General features: G+C 41.0%; 17 protein-coding genes and 1 pseudogene. 14 read left to right on the forward strand and 4 right to left on the reverse strand.

Going from position 1 to position 18,039, the window contains the following annotated elements; genetic code table 11:
• The 8 genes and pseudogenes from NOL38_RS04650 to NOL38_RS04685 form a co-directional block, all read left to right on the forward strand.
• Positions 1-621: LPXTG cell wall anchor domain-containing protein (locus NOL38_RS04650; RefSeq protein ID WP_277941515.1), on the forward strand; the 621-nt coding region annotated here is incomplete at its 5' end.
• Between the two features lie 103 nt (positions 622-724).
• Positions 725-1,723, forward strand: coding sequence for an LTA glycolipid anchor biosynthesis glycosyltransferase, IagA/BgsA family (locus NOL38_RS04655; protein ID WP_277941516.1), 999 nt, complete (start codon positions 725-727; stop codon positions 1,721-1,723).
• On the forward strand, positions 1,724-3,037 hold the full coding sequence (locus tag NOL38_RS04660) for a glycosyltransferase family 4 protein (RefSeq protein WP_277941517.1): 1,314 nt from the start codon (positions 1,724-1,726) through the stop codon (positions 3,035-3,037).
• A gap of 14 nt (positions 3,038-3,051) precedes the next feature.
• Positions 3,052-3,363, forward strand: coding sequence for a hypothetical protein (locus NOL38_RS04665; RefSeq protein ID WP_238143248.1), 312 nt, complete (start codon positions 3,052-3,054; stop codon positions 3,361-3,363).
• A 321-nt stretch (positions 3,364-3,684) separates the two neighbouring features.
• Positions 3,685-4,077, forward strand: a complete 393-nt coding sequence (locus NOL38_RS04670) for a hypothetical protein (RefSeq protein WP_105256133.1) — start codon at positions 3,685-3,687, stop codon at positions 4,075-4,077.
• A gap of 5 nt (positions 4,078-4,082) precedes the next feature.
• Positions 4,083-4,442 (forward strand): annotated as a pseudogene (locus NOL38_RS04675) (nucleoside triphosphate pyrophosphohydrolase family protein).
• Positions 4,443-4,592: 150 nt separating this feature from the next.
• A complete protein-coding gene (gene thrS, locus NOL38_RS04680; RefSeq protein ID WP_277941518.1) occupies positions 4,593-6,542 on the forward strand; it encodes a threonine--tRNA ligase in 1,950 nt (649 codons plus the stop codon).
• Between the two features lie 64 nt (positions 6,543-6,606).
• Positions 6,607-7,470, forward strand: coding sequence for a hypothetical protein (locus NOL38_RS04685; RefSeq protein WP_277941519.1), 864 nt, complete (start codon positions 6,607-6,609; stop codon positions 7,468-7,470).
• 45 nt (positions 7,471-7,515) lie between these two features.
• Here the strand turns inward: NOL38_RS04685 and NOL38_RS04690 are convergent, their stop codons facing one another.
• From NOL38_RS04690 to NOL38_RS04705, 4 genes are read right to left on the reverse strand one after another with little or no spacing between them, the layout of a single operon-like run.
• Complete coding sequence (locus NOL38_RS04690) at positions 7,516-8,175, reverse strand: amino acid ABC transporter permease (RefSeq protein ID WP_024376687.1); 660 nt, start codon at positions 8,173-8,175, stop codon at positions 7,516-7,518.
• Positions 8,176-8,189: 14 nt separating this feature from the next.
• Complete coding sequence (locus NOL38_RS04695; protein ID WP_004298848.1) at positions 8,190-8,888, reverse strand: amino acid ABC transporter permease; 699 nt, start codon at positions 8,886-8,888, stop codon at positions 8,190-8,192.
• A gap of 14 nt (positions 8,889-8,902) precedes the next feature.
• Positions 8,903-9,742 carry a transporter substrate-binding domain-containing protein gene (locus NOL38_RS04700; protein WP_277941520.1) on the reverse strand — a complete coding sequence of 280 codons (840 nt, stop codon included), beginning with the start codon at positions 9,740-9,742 and terminating at the stop codon, positions 8,903-8,905.
• A gap of 10 nt (positions 9,743-9,752) precedes the next feature.
• Positions 9,753-10,514 carry an amino acid ABC transporter ATP-binding protein gene (locus tag NOL38_RS04705; protein ID WP_002935839.1) on the reverse strand — a complete coding sequence of 254 codons (762 nt, stop codon included), beginning with the start codon at positions 10,512-10,514 and terminating at the stop codon, positions 9,753-9,755.
• A gap of 193 nt (positions 10,515-10,707) precedes the next feature.
• Here NOL38_RS04705 and vicR point away from each other — a divergent pair, with 193 nt between their 5' ends.
• The 6 genes from vicR (at position 10,708) to recR (ending at position 17,975) form a co-directional block, all read left to right on the forward strand.
• Positions 10,708-11,412 carry a cell wall metabolism response regulator VicR gene (gene vicR / locus NOL38_RS04710; RefSeq protein ID WP_002935840.1) on the forward strand — a complete coding sequence of 235 codons (705 nt, stop codon included), beginning with the start codon at positions 10,708-10,710 and terminating at the stop codon, positions 11,410-11,412.
• Positions 11,405-12,754 carry a cell wall metabolism sensor histidine kinase VicK gene (vicK, locus tag NOL38_RS04715; protein WP_029180103.1) on the forward strand — a complete coding sequence of 450 codons (1,350 nt, stop codon included), beginning with the start codon at positions 11,405-11,407 and terminating at the stop codon, positions 12,752-12,754. The genes vicR and vicK overlap by 8 nt, the downstream gene beginning before the upstream one ends.
• Before the next feature lie 6 nt (positions 12,755-12,760).
• The gene (walJ, locus tag NOL38_RS04720; RefSeq protein WP_044681030.1) at positions 12,761-13,564 is read left to right on the forward strand and encodes an exodeoxyribonuclease WalJ; all 804 of its coding nucleotides are present in this window, start codon (positions 12,761-12,763) and stop codon (positions 13,562-13,564) included.
• A gap of 256 nt (positions 13,565-13,820) precedes the next feature.
• The gene (gene vga(F), locus NOL38_RS04725; protein WP_014637680.1) at positions 13,821-15,206 is read left to right on the forward strand and encodes an ABC-F type ribosomal protection protein Vga(F); all 1,386 of its coding nucleotides are present in this window, start codon (positions 13,821-13,823) and stop codon (positions 15,204-15,206) included.
• Between the two features lie 91 nt (positions 15,207-15,297).
• Positions 15,298-17,370, forward strand: a complete 2,073-nt coding sequence (gene pbp2b, locus NOL38_RS04730; protein ID WP_277941521.1) for a penicillin-binding protein PBP2B — start codon at positions 15,298-15,300, stop codon at positions 17,368-17,370.
• Between the two features lie 8 nt (positions 17,371-17,378).
• The gene (recR, locus tag NOL38_RS04735) at positions 17,379-17,975 is read left to right on the forward strand and encodes a recombination mediator RecR (protein WP_105110074.1); all 597 of its coding nucleotides are present in this window, start codon (positions 17,379-17,381) and stop codon (positions 17,973-17,975) included.
• The last annotated feature ends 64 nt before the right edge of the window (positions 17,976-18,039 follow it).

The raw sequence follows: 18,039 nt of genomic DNA on the forward strand, positions 1-18,039 counted from the left end.
TCAATTTCAGAATCTGTATCTGAATCAATTTCTGAATCAGTATCAGAGTCTATCTCTGAGTCAGTATCTGAATCGGTATCAGAATCAATTTCTGAGTCAGTATCAGAATCAGTAAGCGAGTCAGTGTCTGAATCAGTATCAGAATCAATTAGCGAGTCAGTGTCTGAATCTGTATCAGAATCAATTAGCGAATCCGTCTCTGAGTCTGTATCTGAATCAGTATCAGAGTCAATCAGCGAATCAGTTTCTGAGTCAATCTCTGAGTCTGTATCAGAATCAGTAAGCGAGTCAGTCTCTGAATCAATTTCTGAATCTGTATCAGAGTCTATCTCCGAGTCAGTAAGCGAATCGATTTCAGAATCCGTTTTAGAATCAATTTCAGAATCGGTATTTGAATCAATCTCTGAGTCAGTATCAGAATCAATCAGAGAATCCGTCTCTGAATCAATCTCAGAGTCAGAATCAACCCCGTCTCGTCACTCTCAAGCTCCGCGTAGACAAGGTGCGTTGCCAAATACTGGTGAACAATCATCAGCTTGGGCAGGAATCCTTGGAGCAGGTCTCCTTCTTGGCGGTTTGTATAAGAGACGCAGACAGAATAAGGGGGAAGAAGAGGATTAATTCTCTGAAAATAAGAAAAATTAGCTAGTTTCGACTGGCTAATTTTTTTGATAGAATACAGTTTAAAATATGAAAAAATGTAAAAAAGGGCTATAATGGTATTATGAAAGTACTATTGTATTTAGAAGGTAAAACTGTTTTAGAAAAATCAGGAATTGGCCGGGCGCTTCAACACCAGATGGAAGCGCTAGATATGGCAGGCATTCCTTATACGACAGACCTGTTGGGAGATTACGATGTCATTCATATCAATACCTATGGCCCGCGCTCCTGGTTACTGCTACATGCAGCCAAACGGAGTGGAAAAAAGGTAATCATGCATGGACATTCCACGAAGGAAGATTTTCAAAATTCCTTTATCGGTTCGAATATCCTAGCTCCTTTTGTTGGGAAATATCTAGCAAGCATGTACCAAAAGGCAGACTTTGTCATCACTCCTTCAGAGTATTCAAAAAAACTCATCCAGTCTTACGGTGTGACAACGCCAATTATAGCCGTTTCGAATGGTATTGATTTAGATAAATATAAGAAGGATGAACGTAAGGAAGCAATCTTTCGAGAGCATTTTAAAATTGAAGAAGGTCAGCCAGTTGTTGTCTGTGCAGGACTTTACTTCCGACGTAAAGGAATTGAAGACTTTGTCAAGGTAGCCGAAAAGATGCCGCATGTCCGCTTTATTTGGCTCGGTTCAATCAATAAGTGGCTGATTCCGTCATATATTAGAAAAATTGTTGAGGGAGATCATCCAGCGAATGTCGAGTTTCCAGGTTATTTTAAAGGTGCTGTTTTTCAAGGTGCAATGAGCGGAGCGGATGCCTTTTTCTTCCCATCGTATGAGGAAACAGAAGGGATTGTTGTTCTGGAAGCTCTTGCTAGTCATCAGCATGTTGTTCTAAGAGACATTCCAGTTTACGATGGTTGGATTGACGAAAATGTTGCCGAATTGGGACATACAGTGGATGATTTTGTCGATTCTATTCAGAAAATCTTAGACAAGCAGGTTGATAAACGTGAGGCGGGCTACCAGGTTGCGGTTAGTCGCTCGATTGACAATGTTTCCCACCAATTGGTGGATGCCTATCGACAAGTATTGGAGATGTAAATGCGGATTGGATTGTTTACGGATACATATTTTCCACAGGTTTCAGGAGTCGCGACTTCGATTCGGACTCTTAAGACAGAGTTGGAGAAATTGGGACATACGGTATTTATTTTTACGACGACAGATGAGGATGTGAATCGCTACGAAGATTGGGACATTATCCGAATTCCTAGCGTACCTTTTTTTGCCTTTAAAGATCGTCGAGTGGCTTATGCAGGTTTTACAGATGCCTTAAAAATTGCAAGTCGCTATAAACTAGATATTATTCATACTCATACCGAATTTTCTTTGGGGATTTTGGGGAAAATGATTGCCAAGGAACTAGATATTCCGGTGGTACATACTTATCACACCCAGTATGAAGACTACGTACACTATATTGCCAAGGGTAGGATTATTCGTCCCGGGATGGTTAAATATTTAGTACGGGCATTTTTAAAAGATTTGGATGGGGTAATTTGTCCTAGTGAGATTGTTGAAGATCTTTTAATGAGTTACAATGTTCCGATTTCTAAACGAGTAATTCCGACAGGAATTGACTTGGCAAAGTTTGATAGACCAGAAATTGGCAAGGATGAAACAGATGAGTTGCGGGAACAGCTAGGAATTGCTAGTGATGAAACGATGTTGTTAAGTCTGTCTAGGATTTCTCACGAGAAGAATATCCAAGCAATCGTTCAGGCAATGCCCAAAATTTTGCTGGAAAATCCAAAGGTGAAGTTGGTCATTGTCGGAGGTGGACCTTATACAGATGATCTTCAGGCAATGATAGCGGAGCTTAATCTAGATGAACACGTCCAGTTGACGGGAATGATTGCACCAAGTGATACAGCACTTTATTATAAAGCTGCGGATTTCTTTATTTCTGCTTCGACCAGTGAAACACAGGGACTAACTTTCTTAGAAAGCTTAGCTTCTGGAACTCCTATTTTGGCACATAGCAATCCCTACTTAAAAAATGTTATAACAGATAAGATGTTTGGGACTCTCTTCATTCGAGAACAGGAGTTGGCAGATGCCGTAGTTGAGGCGATTGTTGCTACGCCACCAATGAATCCGTATGTACTTGATAAGAAGCTCTATGAGATTTCTTCTACGAATTTTGGACGTAAGGTTTTTGAATATTATCTAGATTTGAAGATTTCGTATGATTTTAGAAAAGAACATACTAATCAAGATAGCGTAGCGGAAGCATTTATAAAAGAGGCTATTTACCTACCGCAAAAAGTAGTAGTTAAATCAACAGACACGACAGCAAAAATATTGAAAAAATCAGTCGAACAAGTAAAATTAATCCGGAATTTCTTTGAATAATTTGGAGGTTTCAAATGGAAAAGCTTCGGAAAGAGAGTTGGAAGAGTCTGACTATAGTAGCCCTTATTATACTATCCATGTATGCAGGTATTTATCTGATTGCCTTTCATCTGATTAGTGACACCATGCTTTCTAAGGAACTGGTGGTCGGGAATATATTGCTCTATACTCCCATTGTACTATTCCTAACAGGTCTTCTTTATGGATTTTTTCACGGTTTTTCTCCAAGCCTTCTTGCCTTGGTTTTACTGCTTTATCCTGTAACCATCTTTTCTTTAAGGAATGGATTATTCACTATCAGATTGTTTACACCTTATGTGCTCTGATTGGAAATGGGGTAGGAGCTCTGCTATTTTCTATAAGAAAGAAAATGAGGAAAAATCCTTGAAAAATCAGGAAATCCTGTTATAATAGCTTTTAGAGACTTATCAATTCTAGGAAATCTTTGAGAGAGTGTGCGGTGGGTGCAAGCACATAGAGGATAGGATTGACACTACTCGGTATGATTTTATGCAAACATAAAAGGGTGGTTCCCTTATCGCCAATCTGAGGTAGTCAGGCTTTTTAGCGTGACTGCGAATGAAGGTGGAACCACGTTGCGACGTCCTTTTGCGAGGGCGTCGTATTTTCTTTTGGAGGAGGTGACCATGTTTTTAAAGTTGGAAGAGGTACATGACTTTCTTAGGAAGAATGACCTTTATGATGACCATACGCATGCAATCTGGGCTACGATACGTACCGGAGGAACAAGTAATGCTTACTTTATACTGGTTTTCACGCTTGAGAATCTGGTCGTGTTAGACATCACAGCTATGGGGAAAATTGCAGGAATTGGTAGAATTTATCCTGCGTCGGAAATTTTGTCAGCAGAATTGAAGAAAAAATTACTGTTTGGTTATCAGTTTTCTTTTGAAACGGCAGACGAAGGAAACCATAAACTGCATGTGAACACAGTCATGCTGGGTGCCAAATGGCATGCGAAGGAGTTTCAGGCTCTACTGAGTTCAACTGCTTACCCCTATTTTCGATTTAGTAAGTAGTAAATATGTTACTAGATGATGTATTGAAACGTTGCCTAACCGTTCGCAAGGCTTACAGAGAGTTGGAGGTCAAGCACCACGAAAAAGAGTGGTCCATTGATGAGTGAAACAGTCTGGGGATAGACTGTTTCAGCTCAACAACTTAAAATAAAGACTTGTTGACCAATGATATTGGCAACATGAACCGTCTGATTATGACCAAGCAGGGGCGTTACTATGATGAAACACCTTATACCTTGGAGCATAAAATGGCTGAAAATATCTGGTGGTTGATTGAACTGGCTGACCGCCTGGATATTGATATTCAAAAAGAAATGGAAACCTTTTTAGCTCAAAAAGAAGAGTTATTGGGGATTAAAAAATAAAAAATAGAAAGGACTAGGGTCTCCGTATTTGGTTGAACTGAATACGGGCTACGGACTGGGCCAAAAAGATAAACAAGAACTAGACGCTTGCGTCGTCGTTCTGTTTCCTATTTTGTCTGTGTCCGCTTAACGCCCCTTATATCTTATATTATGATTAAAATTACTTTCCCAGATGGTGCTGTTCGTGAGTATCAGGCTGGCGTGACTACTTTTGAAATTGCTGAGAGCATCAGCAAGTCTTTGGCGAAAAAGGCGCTTGCTGGTAAGTTCAATGGTAAATTGATTGACACCACTCGTGCCATTGAAGAGGATGGCACGCTTGAAATCGTAACACCTGACCATGAGGATGCCTTGGACATCTTGCGTCACTCAGCAGCCCATCTCTTTGCCCAGGCGGCTCGTCGTCTTTTCCCAGATATCAAGTTGGGCGTTGGTCCAGCTATTCAGGACGGTTTCTACTATGACACGGACAATGCTGCTGGTCAGATTTCAAATGAAGACCTGCCACGCATTCAGGAAGAAATGATGAAGATTGTCAAGGAAAACTTCCCTTCAGAACGCCGTGAGGTGACCAAGGAAGAAGCTCTCGAAATCTTCAAAAACGATCCTTACAAGTTGGAATTGATTCACGAGCACTCTGATGACGAGGGTGGTTTGACCATCTATACCCAAGGCGAATACGTTGACCTCTGCCGTGGCCCACACGTTCCGTCAACAGGACGTATCCAGATTTTTGAACTGCTCAATGTAGCTGGTGCTTACTGGCGTGGTAAGAGTGAAAATCCAATGATGCAACGGGTTTATGGTACAGCTTGGTTTGACAAGAAAGATCTCAAGGCTTACCTTCAAATGCGTGAGGAAGCTAAAGAACGTGATCACCGTAAACTTGGTAAGGAATTGGATCTCTTCATGATCAGCCAAGAGGTTGGTCAAGGCTTGCCATTCTGGTTGCCAAATGGAGCGACCATCCGTCGTACCTTGGAGCGTTACATCACAGATAAAGAGTTGGCTTCAGGTTACCAGCACGTTTATACACCACCGTTGGCTTCTGTTGAACTCTATAAGACTTCAGGTCACTGGGAGCATTATTCAGAAGATATGTTCCCAACTATGGACATGGGTGACGGTGAAGAGTTTGTTCTTCGTCCGATGAACTGTCCGCACCACATTCAAGTTTACAAAAATCATGTGCGTTCTTACCGTGAATTGCCAGTACGTATCGCTGAGCTTGGTATGATGCACCGCTATGAGAAGTCTGGTGCTCTTACTGGTTTGCAACGGGTACGTGAGATGACCCTCAACGACGGTCATATCTTTGTCACACCTGAGCAAATCCAAGAAGAGTTCAAAAAAGCACTTCAGTTGATTATCGATGTGTACGCAGATTTCAACCTAAACGACTACCGTTTCCGCCTGTCTTATCGTGATCCAGAGGACAAAGAGAAGTACTATGACAACGATGAGATGTGGGAAAATGCCCAACGCATGTTGAAAGGTGCCATGGATGAAATGGGCGTAGACTACTTTGAGGCTGAGGGTGAAGCTGCCTTCTACGGTCCAAAATTAGATATCCAGGTGAGAACTGCCTTAGGTAATGAGGAGACTCTATCAACCATTCAGTTGGACTTCCTCTTGCCAGAACGTTTTGGTTTGACCTATATTGGTGCTGATGGTGAAGAACACCGCCCAGTTATGATTCACCGTGGTGTTATCTCAACCATGGAACGCTTTACCGCTATCTTGATTGAAACCTACAAGGGTGCCTTCCCAACTTGGTTGGCTCCAACCCAAGTGACTATGATTCCGATCTCTGTGGAAGCTCATTTGGACTACGCTTGGAAGGTTGCCAAAGAATTGCAAGACCGTGGCGTTCGCGTACACGTGGATGAGCGGAACGAGAAGATGCAATACAAGATCCGTCAGAGTCAGACCAGCAAGATTCCATACCAGCTCATCGTCGGTGACAAGGAAATGGAAGATAATGCTGTCAACGTTCGTCGTTACGGAAGCAAGACAACACAAACTCAGTCAGTCACAGAATTTGTGGATCATATCCTAGCAGATATTGCCCGCAAGTCACGTCCAGCTGAAGCTGAATAAATAAAGTAAGAAGTCCGAAAGGGCTTCTTTTTTGGTATAATAGTCAAGGAAAGTGATGGTAATAATGAAAAGAGTAATAAAAGTTATTGTAGGTCTGATGTTAGGAATTGTTGGTTTCTTTATTATCATAATAGTTGGTTTGTATCTCTTATTTAGTCCCAGGGTGGCTAGTCGAGAGGAATTGATATCGTATCAGATGATGCTTGAACAGGGTATGGAGTCATATGGTTTCACTGGTAAGGTGGAGTTGACAAAATTTCGTCCTATTGCCATTGGTAACCCATGGGATGTTTTAGAGTATGATTATACTGAGGCTATAGATGGTCAGTCAATTACACTTCAATCCTCTGATACTTTGGTCAATAACCGAATTGAAGGACAGGAGGCATTAAACGGACTACTAAATATGACGGTCTATTTTGATGATAGTCCAAGCGGAATGTTGTATCAATTTGATGGTATCGTTGACCAAGCTATGTGGTATCAGCCGAGAGGTAAATATTTACTGAATCAGGCACAGCAGATATTTAAGTTGATGGAAGAAAAAGATTTCACTTTGTTTGAAGTGGATGGTAGGCTTGAAACTCAGGATGAAAAACTGATAAAGTTTTATGAAAAGGTAGAGGAAAATCGCTATAATGGTCGGGCTTTTGCAGGTTTTTATGATATTAATTTAGACTGGCTCATGGAGGAAGAAATGGCGGTAATCGAAGTTGAATTTTTTAATAAGAAGGACCTTGGTTTAGAAAACGACTTAGTAGAGGAAGATAAATTACTAGCTGATTTAAAACAGAAAGTCGAAACATTTGACTATTCGAATGTAGAAGACGGAACCTATAGAATTGGTTTTCGTAGACCTGGAGTGCAGTCGACAAGTTTTTTCGTAACAATCAAGGTAAAAGATCATCATCATTCATTCTTAAAATAGTTGTAACAAACACAAAAACTCCCAACCAACTGGCTGGGAGAAATTTTATTCTATACTGCTCGCCCAAGACTTAGCTACATAACGTGACAGACTTGAAATGGCGAAATTGATGACAAAGTAGATGAGAGCAACCATGAGATAGAGAGCAAAAACTTGCTCCGCCTCAAAGTAGCGTCCCATGAGGATTTGACTCGAACCGAAGAGTTCTTGCAGGGCGATAACGGAGTAGAGGAAACTAGTGTCCTTGATGACCGTTACAATCTGCGAGATGATGGCTGGCAGCATCTTGCGAATGGCCTGTGGCATGATGATATAGACCATGATTTGTACTGGGGTAAAACCCTGTGACAAGCCAGCTTCGGTCTGGCCCGGTCCGATGGCGTTTAGACCACCACGGATAATCTCGGCCATGGCTGCCGTGGTAAAAATAGTAAAAGCAGTAATACCAGCAGGCGTTGACTTCATTTGGAAGACCAAGAAAACGGTGAAAATCCAAAGTAGGTTTGGTACATTTCGCACAAATTCGATATAGATGGTCGCAATCCACTTGAAGAGTGGATTTTTTCCATTTCGCATAATGGCCAAAATCATACCAAACAGGACAGACAAGACCACGGAAATACTGGAAATATAGAGAGTGAGTTTCAAGCCGTTCCACAAGAGTTGGAAGGTTGAAGGCTTGAGTAATTCTAAAACATAATTCATCGTTCAACCTCCTTTTAGTGTGAAAAGGCAGACTTATTCTTTTCTTCAATGCGGCGGCCCCAGCTTGCAACAGGGAAGCACATGATGAAGTAAAGGAAAGCGGCCCCAGCAAAGGCTGGGATGTAGTTGGCATTCATGGCAGACCAAGATTTTGTCATAAACATAATATCAGCTCCAGAAATGATGGCAACAGTAGCCGTATTCTTAATCAAGTTTACTACTTGGTTGGTCAAAGGTGGAAGAATGGTCGGAATGGCCTGTGGTAAAATGATGATTCGCATGGTTTCAGCTTGAGTAAATCCTTGTGAGAGTGCGGCTTCAGTTTGCCCAGTAGGCACAGCCTCAATCCCTGCACGAATGACCTCTGCGATATAGGCACCGTGATAGAGTCCGACGCAGATAACAGCTGTCCAGTAGATGGACGGCATGAGAACATAGTTTGAAATCAGTGGAAGTCCATAATAAACAATCATGAACTGAACCAAAAGCGGCGTGTTCTGATAGTATTCAACATAGACACGTGCGATGATTTTTAACACTTTATTTTTACTTGAAGAGAGACTACCAAAGACAATTCCTAAAAACATGGCCATGATAAAGGCACCGACAGAAATGGCTAAGGTAAAGAGAAAACCTTGGAAAAAGGTTGGAAAATCCTTGAAATAACTGACCCAATTCTCCCAAGCGTAAGGACTAGTTGTTAAAACTGTCATATTGTTTCACCTTTCTATTCGTCAGTTTCTGTTACTGGTTTGAGACCATTGGCATCATAGATGCTTTGTAGGCTACCATCGGCAGTCCATTTTTTTACGAGACTATTTAAGTAGTCGTTAAGGTCTTTGTTAGATAATTTAGTAACAATTCCATAGTCAGAAGCTGAGAAGCTAAAGTCCATGAGTTCAGATTTAGAGCTGATATACCCAGAAAGGATAGATTGGTCTACTGAAAATGCGTCTGTACGGTGAGCACGTAGCGAGACAGAGAGTTCTGGATAAGAACCAAGCTCTGCAAAATTGACAGAGATACCATATTTGTCTGCTAGTTCAGAGATGAGGGTACGTGTAATGGAACCCTGGGCAACGCCAATTGTTTTACCATCCAAATCTGTGAAAGTCTTAATTCCACTATCCTTATTGACCAAGAAGCCAACGGCATCTGTGTAGTAAGGAGTTGTGAAATTGTAGAGGAGTTTACGTTCCTCAGTGATGGTAAAAGTTGCGATGACCATATCTACTTGACCGTTATCAAGAAGTGGTCCTCGGGTTTGCGCTGTAACGGGAGTAAATTCGATATCTACACCTAATTCATCTGCAATTTTTCGAGCAATATCAATCTCCATTCCCTCAAATTTACCAGTATCAGGGTTCTTGTAGCCAAAGTTTGGGACGTCCTGTTTCACTCCGACGCGGAGCACGCCTCTATCGATGATAGCTTGAACTTGATCACTGTTGGTGATGGCTGCGGGTGTTTCTGTTTGAGCTACTGGTTGTTTTGCGAAAACGAGAAGAATAAGTCCAAAGACCAATAATCTAATTGCAAAGAAAATGTTGATTTTTTTCTTATCCATAGACTTCCTCCTAGAGTTTTACTTTGTCAGATTCGTGGTTGATAATCTTGCTGAGGAATTGTTGGGCACGAGGCTCTGTCGGATTGTCAAAGAAGCCATTCACATCTGTTGTATCAACTAAAACTTCTCCCTCAGCCATGAAGATGATGCGATCAGCTACTTCACGGGCAAAGCCCATTTCGTGTGTTACGACAATCATGTTCATCCCGTCACGTGCCAATTTTTGCATAACTGCAAGTACATCGCCGATAGTTTCTGGGTCCAAGGCAGATGTTGGTTCATCGAAGAGTAGGAGCTCAGGTTTCATAGCTAAGCCGCGAGCGATGGCGACACGTTGTTTTTGGCCTCCGGATAGCATAGCAGGGTAGGAATCCTTCCGATCCCAGAGGTTAACAAACTCAAGATATTTTTGAGCGGTTTTTTCAGCCGTAGCTTTATCGATTCCCAAAACCTTAATAGGTGCCAAAGTAACATTTTCTAACACAGTTTTGTGTGGGTAAAGGTTAAAATGCTGGAAAACCATGCCAACTTCTTTGCGGAGTGATACGAGCTCTTTGATAGAAGTAGAGGAAATATCATGTCCATTGACGATGAGCGTTCCTTCATCAATTGCTTCTAAACCGTTAATCGTGCGAATGAGAGTAGATTTTCCGGATCCGGAAGGTCCAAGGAGAACGACAACCTGTCCAGGTTCGAATTCCAAGTTGATATTGCGTAGGGCGTGGTAGTCGCCATAGTATTTGTTGACATCTTTAAATTCTACTAAAGCCATAAAATTCTCCTTGCATAGTGTTTTTTAGGTATTCCCATCTTAGCATTGCCTATATACAATGTCAAGTAAATTCTGACAATTTAATGTATTATATGTTATAAAATGTGACATATCTGTGTCAGGTGGTTTTGAAATATGAATTTTTTAGGTAAGTCTGATATAATAGAAGAAATAAAACAAAGGTAAGATACTAATGAAAAAAATATTAATTGTAGATGATGAAAAACCAATCTCAGATATTATTAAGTTTAATATGACTCGTGAGGGGTATGAAGTTGTGACAGCTTTCGATGGACGTGAAGCCTTGGAAGTGTTTGAGGCTGAGTTTCCTGACATTGTCATTTTGGACTTGATGCTGCCAGAATTGGACGGACTAGAGGTTGCTCGAACGATTCGTAAGACCAGCAATGTTCCAATCTTGATGTTATCTGCTAAAGATAGCGAATTTGATAAGGTTATCGGGCTTGAAATAGGGGCGGATGATTATGTGACCAAACCTTTCTCTAATCGCGAATTGCAGGCGCGTGTTAAGGCTCTTCTTCGTCGTAGTGAATTGGCAGAGACGCAGACAAATATTGAGTCAACAGGAACTCCAGAGTTGGTGATTGGCGATTTGGTCATTCTGCCTGATGCGTTTGTCGCTAAGAAGCATGGCAAAGAGCTAGAGCTGACCCATCGTGAGTTTGAATTGCTCCACCATCTGGCCAAACACTTAGGTCAGGTTATGACTCGAGAACATCTATTGGAAACAGTTTGGGGTTATGATTACTTTGGTGATGTCCGCACGGTGGATGTAACGATTCGTCGTCTGCGTGAGAAAATTGAAGATGCACCAAGCAGACCAGAATACATTCTTACTCGTCGCGGAGTGGGATATTTTATAAAAGGAAATGATTAATCAATTACGTTATTTAATGACCACGGCAGAATTTTGGTTTGTTGTCATTTTGATTGGCTTTCTAATTGCTCTAACGGTCCTTTTGATTGAAAACTATCGGGATAATAAGCAAATTAAACAACTCAATCAAAAAGTCAATGCCTTAATTGAGGGGAATTATGCAGATGTGCTAGACATGAGGGGAAGTCCTGAAATCACAGATATGGCTAATTCCCTCAATGATTTGTCCGAGGTTATCCGCTTAACTCACGATAATTTAGAACAAGAAAAGACGCGTCTGACTTCCATCCTGTCCTATATGAGTGACGGTGTTATTGCTACAGACCGTATCGGACGGATCATCATGATTAACGATATGGCCCAGAAACAGTTGGGGTTATCTAACCCAAAGCAGGAGCAGTATCACCTGCTCGAGGTTTTAGATTTATCAGACCGTTATACATTGAGAGATTTGTTGGCTCAGACACCTGAGATTGTGATTGATCACACCAATGAAAACGAAGAATTTTTGACTTTACGCGCTAATTTTGCCACGATTCGTAGTGAGAGTGGTCTGATTTCTGGCTTGGTTGTCGTCTTGCATGATATGACCGAGCAGGCCAAGGAAGAGCGGGAACGTAGGCTGTTTGTGTCAAATGTGAGTCATGAATTGCGTACGCCATTGACTTCCGTTAAATCCTATCTAGAGGCTCTGGATGAGGGAGCGCTGACGGAGTCTGTTGCACCGAGTTTTGTCAAGGTATCCTTAGATGAGACCAACCGCATGATGCGGATGATTACAGACCTCCTAAGCTTATCGCGTATTGATAATCAAGTTGGTCAGATAGATGTTGAACTGATAAACTTTACTGCTTTTGTGACCTTTATTCTTAACCGTTTTGACCAAATGAAAAATACTGATTCTGATAAGGTCTATACGATTGTTCGTGACTATCAAATCAGTCCTATTTGGGTTGAGATTGATACAGATAAGATGACTCAGGTTTTAGATAATATCTTAAATAATGCCATTAAATATTCGCCAGATGGCGGGACAATTACCTTCAGCATGAAGACCACAGATAGCCAGTTGATTGTATCCGTATCAGACGAAGGTCTGGGGATTCCGAAAGCAGATTTACCTAGAATTTTTGACCGATTTTATCGTGTAGACAAGGCACGATCTCGTGCCCAAGGTGGTACAGGTCTTGGTTTAGCTATTGCAAAAGAAATCGTAAAACAGCATAAGGGTTTTATCTGGGCTAAAAGCGAATATGGTCATGGCTCAACGTTTACAATTGTCTTGCCGTACAGCAAGGACATCGCACTAGATGAGTGGGATGATTCAGATGAGGAAGAATAGGAGAATATGATCGGAAAAGGTTTTAATTATAGTATTTTAGCTTCGGGGTCCAGCGGGAATTGTTTTTACCTAGAAACAGATAAAAAGAAAATCTTAGTGGATGCTGGCTTATCAGGGAAAAAGATTACCAGTCTTTTGGCGGAAATTGACCGAAAGCCTGAGGATATTGATGCTATCCTGGTAACGCATGAACATAGTGATCACATCCATGGTATCGGTGTTTTAGCACGTAAGTATGGGATGGACATTTATGCCAATGAATTGACCTGGCAGGCTATGGAGAGCAAATTGGGCAAGATTGATGTGGCTCAAAAACATATCTTCGAATTGGGTGCTATGAAGACTTTTGGCGACCTAGACATTGAGTCCTTTGGAGTTAGTCACGATGCTGCATGTCCGCAATTTTACCGTTTTATGAAGGATGACAAATCCTTTGTTATATTGACGGATACAGGCTATGTCAGTGACCGCATGGTTGGAATTGTAGAAAATGCCGATGCTTATTTGATTGAATCGAACCATGATATTGAAATTTTGCGCTCGGGTTCTTATTCATGGAATTTGAAGCAACGGATTCTATCCGATAAGGGCCATCTTTGTAACGAAGATGGAGCTGATGCCATGATTCGCTCGCTTGGAAATCGGACCAAAAAGATTTACCTAGGTCATTTGTCAAAGGAAAACAATATCAAGGAATTGGCTCACATGACCATGGTTAATCAGTTGGCGCAGGCTGATTTAGGAGTTGGAGTAGATTTCCAAGTCTATGATACATCGCCAGATACAGCGACTGCCTTGACCAAGATTTGACAAATTCATTTAACTTGTTTAGAATAAATATATAAAATACGTGAGGTGAAGTTACATGAATAATTAAGCTACTTATTAATCGTTCTTAAAACTTGTATGAGGTTACATTAACCGATAATATAAGGGATAAGACTGCTCATAAGGGCTTACTATTCGTGTGACTTTTTCCATAGGGAAAGGTCATGTTTTGCATGGCTTTTTTCTTGTGTCATTTTTTGAAGAATAGAAGCCCTTTTTGTGAAGAAAAGAGGTCTATATGGAAATGATAAAATGTATTCAATTAGAGAAGGAATTTGCGGGACGTAGTTTGTTTACAATCCAGCAGTTGAGCCTTCAAGCTGGTCAAAAGGTTGGTTTGGTTGGAAATAATGGTGTTGGCAAGTCTACTTTTTTGAAAATCTTACTAGGACTGGATAGGGATTTTGTCGGTCAAATTGAGGTAAAAGCAGACTGGGCCTATGTACCCCAGTTACAGGAAAGGAGCTCGCTTTCAGGTGGGGAACAGGTTTGGAAGTCTATTCAAGAGGCTTTTGCCCAAAGACCGCAGTTGTTAATCCTGGATGAGCCGACAGCTAATCTAGACCAAGAACACCAGGAAAAGCTAATCAAACAAATCAAACGCTATCGAGGTAGTCTACTAGTTGTTAGTCATGATCGGCATTTTCTCAATCAAATAGCCAGTCATATTTGGCATTTAGAAGAAGGAAGTATTCAGGTCTATACAGGGAATTATGAGGCGTTTGTAGAAAGTCGCCGGGCTAGGCGAGAAGGGCAGCAGGAGGCCTATGAAGCCTATCAGAAAAAAGTCGCTCAACTAAAAAAAGCCCAAAAAGAGCGTCAGGTCAAGGCTCAGAAGATGGGGAAGAGAAAGAAAGGTGTTTCATCGTCTGAGTGGAAAGTCAGTGCTATGATGGGTTCCTATGATAGTCAATCCAAGTCAATGGCTAAGTCTGCTAAACAGTTAGAGAAAAGGATTGAGAGGTTGGAAAAGGTTAGTCAGCCCAGAAGGGAGGCTCATATTAAAATGGAATCAAAAGGGGCCTTAGATACTGATTTACACAGACTATTTCTTTTGCAAGCAGGTCAAGTTTTTGTGGATGAAGTGTATCTATTTGATTTCCCTCAGATAGGGATGACGTTTGGAGAGAAGTTAGCCTTAGTGGGGGCGAATGGTTCTGGAAAGACCAGTTTTGTCCGAAAATTATTAAGGAAAGAATTGGCAGGCTATTATAATCCTAAGTTAAAAATTGCTTATTTTGCACAGGATTTGATAAACCTTGATGAAGAAAAGACTGCTTTTGAAAATGTTAGTTGTACCTCTCTTCAAGATAAGATGACGATTCTCAATTTATTAGGTATGTTAGGACTTTCTTACGATAAGGCTCAGCAGAAGGTAGCAAATCTGTCTGGTGGTGAGCGTGTTCGTCTCTCCTTAGCTAAGGTATTGTTGGCGGATGCAAATCTTTTGATATTAGATGAACCGACAAATTTTCTAGATATGGCAGCTATTGAAGCTTTGGAAACATTCTTGAAGGAATATGAAGGAAGTGTCCTCTTGGTTTCCCATGATCAACAGTTTGTGGAAACATCTGTTCACAGTCAATGGGAGATAGTGCAAGCTTGTCTCGTGAAGAAATCATAAGAAAATATTTTCTGAAAAGGAGGCTCTGTCTAAAAAATATTTTTTGCCTGTGGTATAATAAGAAGGATATTTCTAGAATGAGGTCTTTGAAGTGAAAAAAAGAAAGAACAAGCCTTTGGAACACGATGGGAATTTTATTTCCCTTCGTTTAAATATTTTATTTTCTATCGTGATTTTCCTTTTCCTAGTTTTGATATTGCGTCTGGCAGATATGCAGATTATCAATCATGATTTTTATAGTAATAAGCTGTCTACTGCCAGTCAGAAAATCATTAGCAATGGCTCTATCCGTGGGCAGATTTACGATGCGCAAGGAAAACCTTTGGTTGAAAACGAGATTCAGCAGGTTGTCTCCTTCACACGTTCCAACAAGATGTCTGCACAGGAAATGAAAGAAGTAGCTAACAAACTCTTGCAGTGGGTCAATGTGTCGGACGTAACAATTACTCAACGTGACAAGGCTGATTATTATTTGGCAGATGAAGAAGTTTATCGTCAGGTAGTCGAGGCCTTGCCAGAAGATAAAAAATACGATTCTGATGGCAACTACCTGAGTGAATCGACAATTTATTCTAATGCGGTTGATAGTATCCCTGCTGAAGCATTGCAATATTCTGAGCAAGATAGCAAGGCGATTGAGCTATTTAAGCAGATGAATGGAGCTACTTACTTCTCTACTGTTAATTTGGTAACAGATACTCTAACTGCTGAACAGGTTGCTCATATCGTAGCCAATGAAAGTCAACTTCCAGGCATTTCAACAACTAACAACTGGCAACGGACGATTTTACCAACTTCTCTCAGCTCTATTATTGGTACAGTGACAAGTGAACAGGCCGGTTTACCTGCTGAAGATGCTGAATACTATCTATCCAAAGGGTATTCATCAAATGATAGGGTTGGAACTGCCTATCTGGAAAAACAATACGAAGAAGTATTGCAGGGGCAGCGTGAAAAGAAAGAAATTAACCTGGATAGAAACGGAAATGTTGAAAGCATTGAGACAATCCAAGAAGGTCAGCAGGGAAATAATATTAAACTGACGATTGATTTAGCCTTTCAAGATGGGGTCAATGCAATTTTGAAAAAATATTTTGAAAGCGAACTGTCTACAGGAAGTGCTCTTTATTCAGAAGGTGTTTATGCCGTAGCTCTGGAGCCAAGTACAGGTGCAGTACTCGCTATGTCTGGCTACAGCCATGAAAAAGGGACGACTACGATTACTGAAGATGCTCTTGGCACCATCACAAGCGTCTTTACACCAGGTTCTATTGTCAAGGGTGCAACTATTTCATCTGGTTGGGAGAATGGCATTATCTCAGGAAATCAGGTATTATTAGATGAACCGATTTATTTTGCAGGTTCAGCACCAATTACATCTTGGTGGGCCTATGGTAGTTTTAATATTGATGCGACAGAGGCTCTGGAATATTCTTCTAACGTCTACATGGTTAAGATTGCTTTGGGACTACTTGGTCAGACCTACTCAGCTAACATGTATTTGAATGATGGCGATACATTGACAAATGCCATGACTAAGCTTCGTTCTACTTTTGCGGAATATGGATTAGGTGCTCCAACAGGAATTGACTTACCACTTGAATCAACAGGTTTCTTACCAGAAGAATATTCCACCGCAAACTTTATTATGAATGCATTTGGACAGTTTGATAACTATACACCGATGCAGATGGCTCAATATGTAGCGACAGTAGCAAATAATGGAAAAAGGATTTCTCCTCATCTTGTAGAAGGTATCTATGGAAATAATCCCCAAGGTGGATTGGGAGATTTGATTGAAACAGTTTCTGGTAAAGAGATGAATCAAGTCAATATTTCAGCTGATGAAATGGCTCTCCTTCGTCAAGGATTTTATCAACTTGTAAATGGTGGAGGACGATTTAATACAGGTAGTGCTATCGGTCGTGGTGCGGCCGTGACCATCAGTGCCAAGACTGGTACTGCCGAAACTTATACTACAACTCCTTCAGGTGAAGTAGTAACTACAGAAAATACCAACGTTGTTGCCTATGCACCTAGTGATAATCCACAAATCGCAGTTGCAGTCGTACTTCCAAACTTGACTAACGAAAATTCTACAACAACAAAAGCAATTACAACAGAAATCATTAATTTATACAATTCACTTTATCCAATGAACTAAGGAGAATTATGCTATATCCTACACCCATTGCCAAGTTGATTGACAGTTACTCCAAATTACCAGGAATCGGTATTAAGACAGCTACGCGCCTGGCCTTCTATACCATTGGTATGGAAGATGACGTGGTCAATGAATTTGCAAAAAATCTCTTGGCTGCCAAGAGGGATTTGACCTATTGTTCGGTTTGTGGCAATTTGACAGACCAGGATCCTTGTGGTATTTGTCAAGACACTAGTCGTGATCAGACCACTATTTTAATAGTCGAGGATAGTCGAGATGTGACAGCCTTGGAAAATATTCAAGAATATCACGGTCTCTACCATGTCTTGCACGGCTTGATTTCCCCAATGAATGGCATTGGACCAGACGATATTAACTTAAAGACCTTGTTAACTCGTCTAATGGAAAATGAAGTGACAGAAGTCATTGTAGCGACCAATGCGACAGCAGATGGGGAGGCTACATCCATGTACATCTCACGTGTCCTAAAGCCAGCGGGAATTAAGGTTACTCGCTTGGCACGAGGTCTTGCGGTCGGAAGCGACATCGAATACGCAGATGAAGTCACCCTCCTTCGTGCCATTGAGAACAGAACAGAACTATAGACTTGAAAACCAAATTCAGATGACAATTTGAAAATTTATGCTATACTAACCATAGTAATTTTGA

Source organism: Streptococcus suis (assembly GCF_029616525.1).
Taxonomy (GTDB): domain Bacteria; phylum Bacillota; class Bacilli; order Lactobacillales; family Streptococcaceae; genus Streptococcus; species Streptococcus suis_AF.

What these genes read in the sequence shown, in the direction of transcription:
- NOL38_RS04655 (WP_277941516.1), top strand. Translation starts at nt 725, where the DNA reads ATGAAAGTACTATTGTATTTAGAAGGTAAAACTGTTTTAGAAAAATCA.
- NOL38_RS04660 (WP_277941517.1), top strand. Translation starts at nt 1,724, where the DNA reads ATGCGGATTGGATTGTTTACGGATACATATTTTCCACAGGTTTCAGGA.
- NOL38_RS04665 (WP_238143248.1), top strand. Translation starts at nt 3,052, where the DNA reads ATGGAAAAGCTTCGGAAAGAGAGTTGGAAGAGTCTGACTATAGTAGCC.
- NOL38_RS04670 (WP_105256133.1), top strand. Translation starts at nt 3,685, where the DNA reads ATGTTTTTAAAGTTGGAAGAGGTACATGACTTTCTTAGGAAGAATGAC.
- thrS (WP_277941518.1), top strand. Translation starts at nt 4,593, where the DNA reads ATGATTAAAATTACTTTCCCAGATGGTGCTGTTCGTGAGTATCAGGCT.
- NOL38_RS04685 (WP_277941519.1), top strand. Translation starts at nt 6,607, where the DNA reads ATGAAAAGAGTAATAAAAGTTATTGTAGGTCTGATGTTAGGAATTGTT.
- NOL38_RS04690 (WP_024376687.1), bottom strand. Translation starts at nt 8,175, where the DNA reads ATGAATTATGTTTTAGAATTACTCAAGCCTTCAACCTTCCAACTCTTG.
- NOL38_RS04695 (WP_004298848.1), bottom strand. Translation starts at nt 8,888, where the DNA reads ATGACAGTTTTAACAACTAGTCCTTACGCTTGGGAGAATTGGGTCAGT.
- NOL38_RS04700 (WP_277941520.1), bottom strand. Translation starts at nt 9,742, where the DNA reads ATGGATAAGAAAAAAATCAACATTTTCTTTGCAATTAGATTATTGGTC.
- NOL38_RS04705 (WP_002935839.1), bottom strand. Translation starts at nt 10,514, where the DNA reads ATGGCTTTAGTAGAATTTAAAGATGTCAACAAATACTATGGCGACTAC.
- vicR (WP_002935840.1), top strand. Translation starts at nt 10,708, where the DNA reads ATGAAAAAAATATTAATTGTAGATGATGAAAAACCAATCTCAGATATT.
- vicK (WP_029180103.1), top strand. Translation starts at nt 11,405, where the DNA reads ATGATTAATCAATTACGTTATTTAATGACCACGGCAGAATTTTGGTTT.
- walJ (WP_044681030.1), top strand. Translation starts at nt 12,761, where the DNA reads ATGATCGGAAAAGGTTTTAATTATAGTATTTTAGCTTCGGGGTCCAGC.
- recR (WP_105110074.1), top strand. Translation starts at nt 17,379, where the DNA reads ATGCTATATCCTACACCCATTGCCAAGTTGATTGACAGTTACTCCAAA.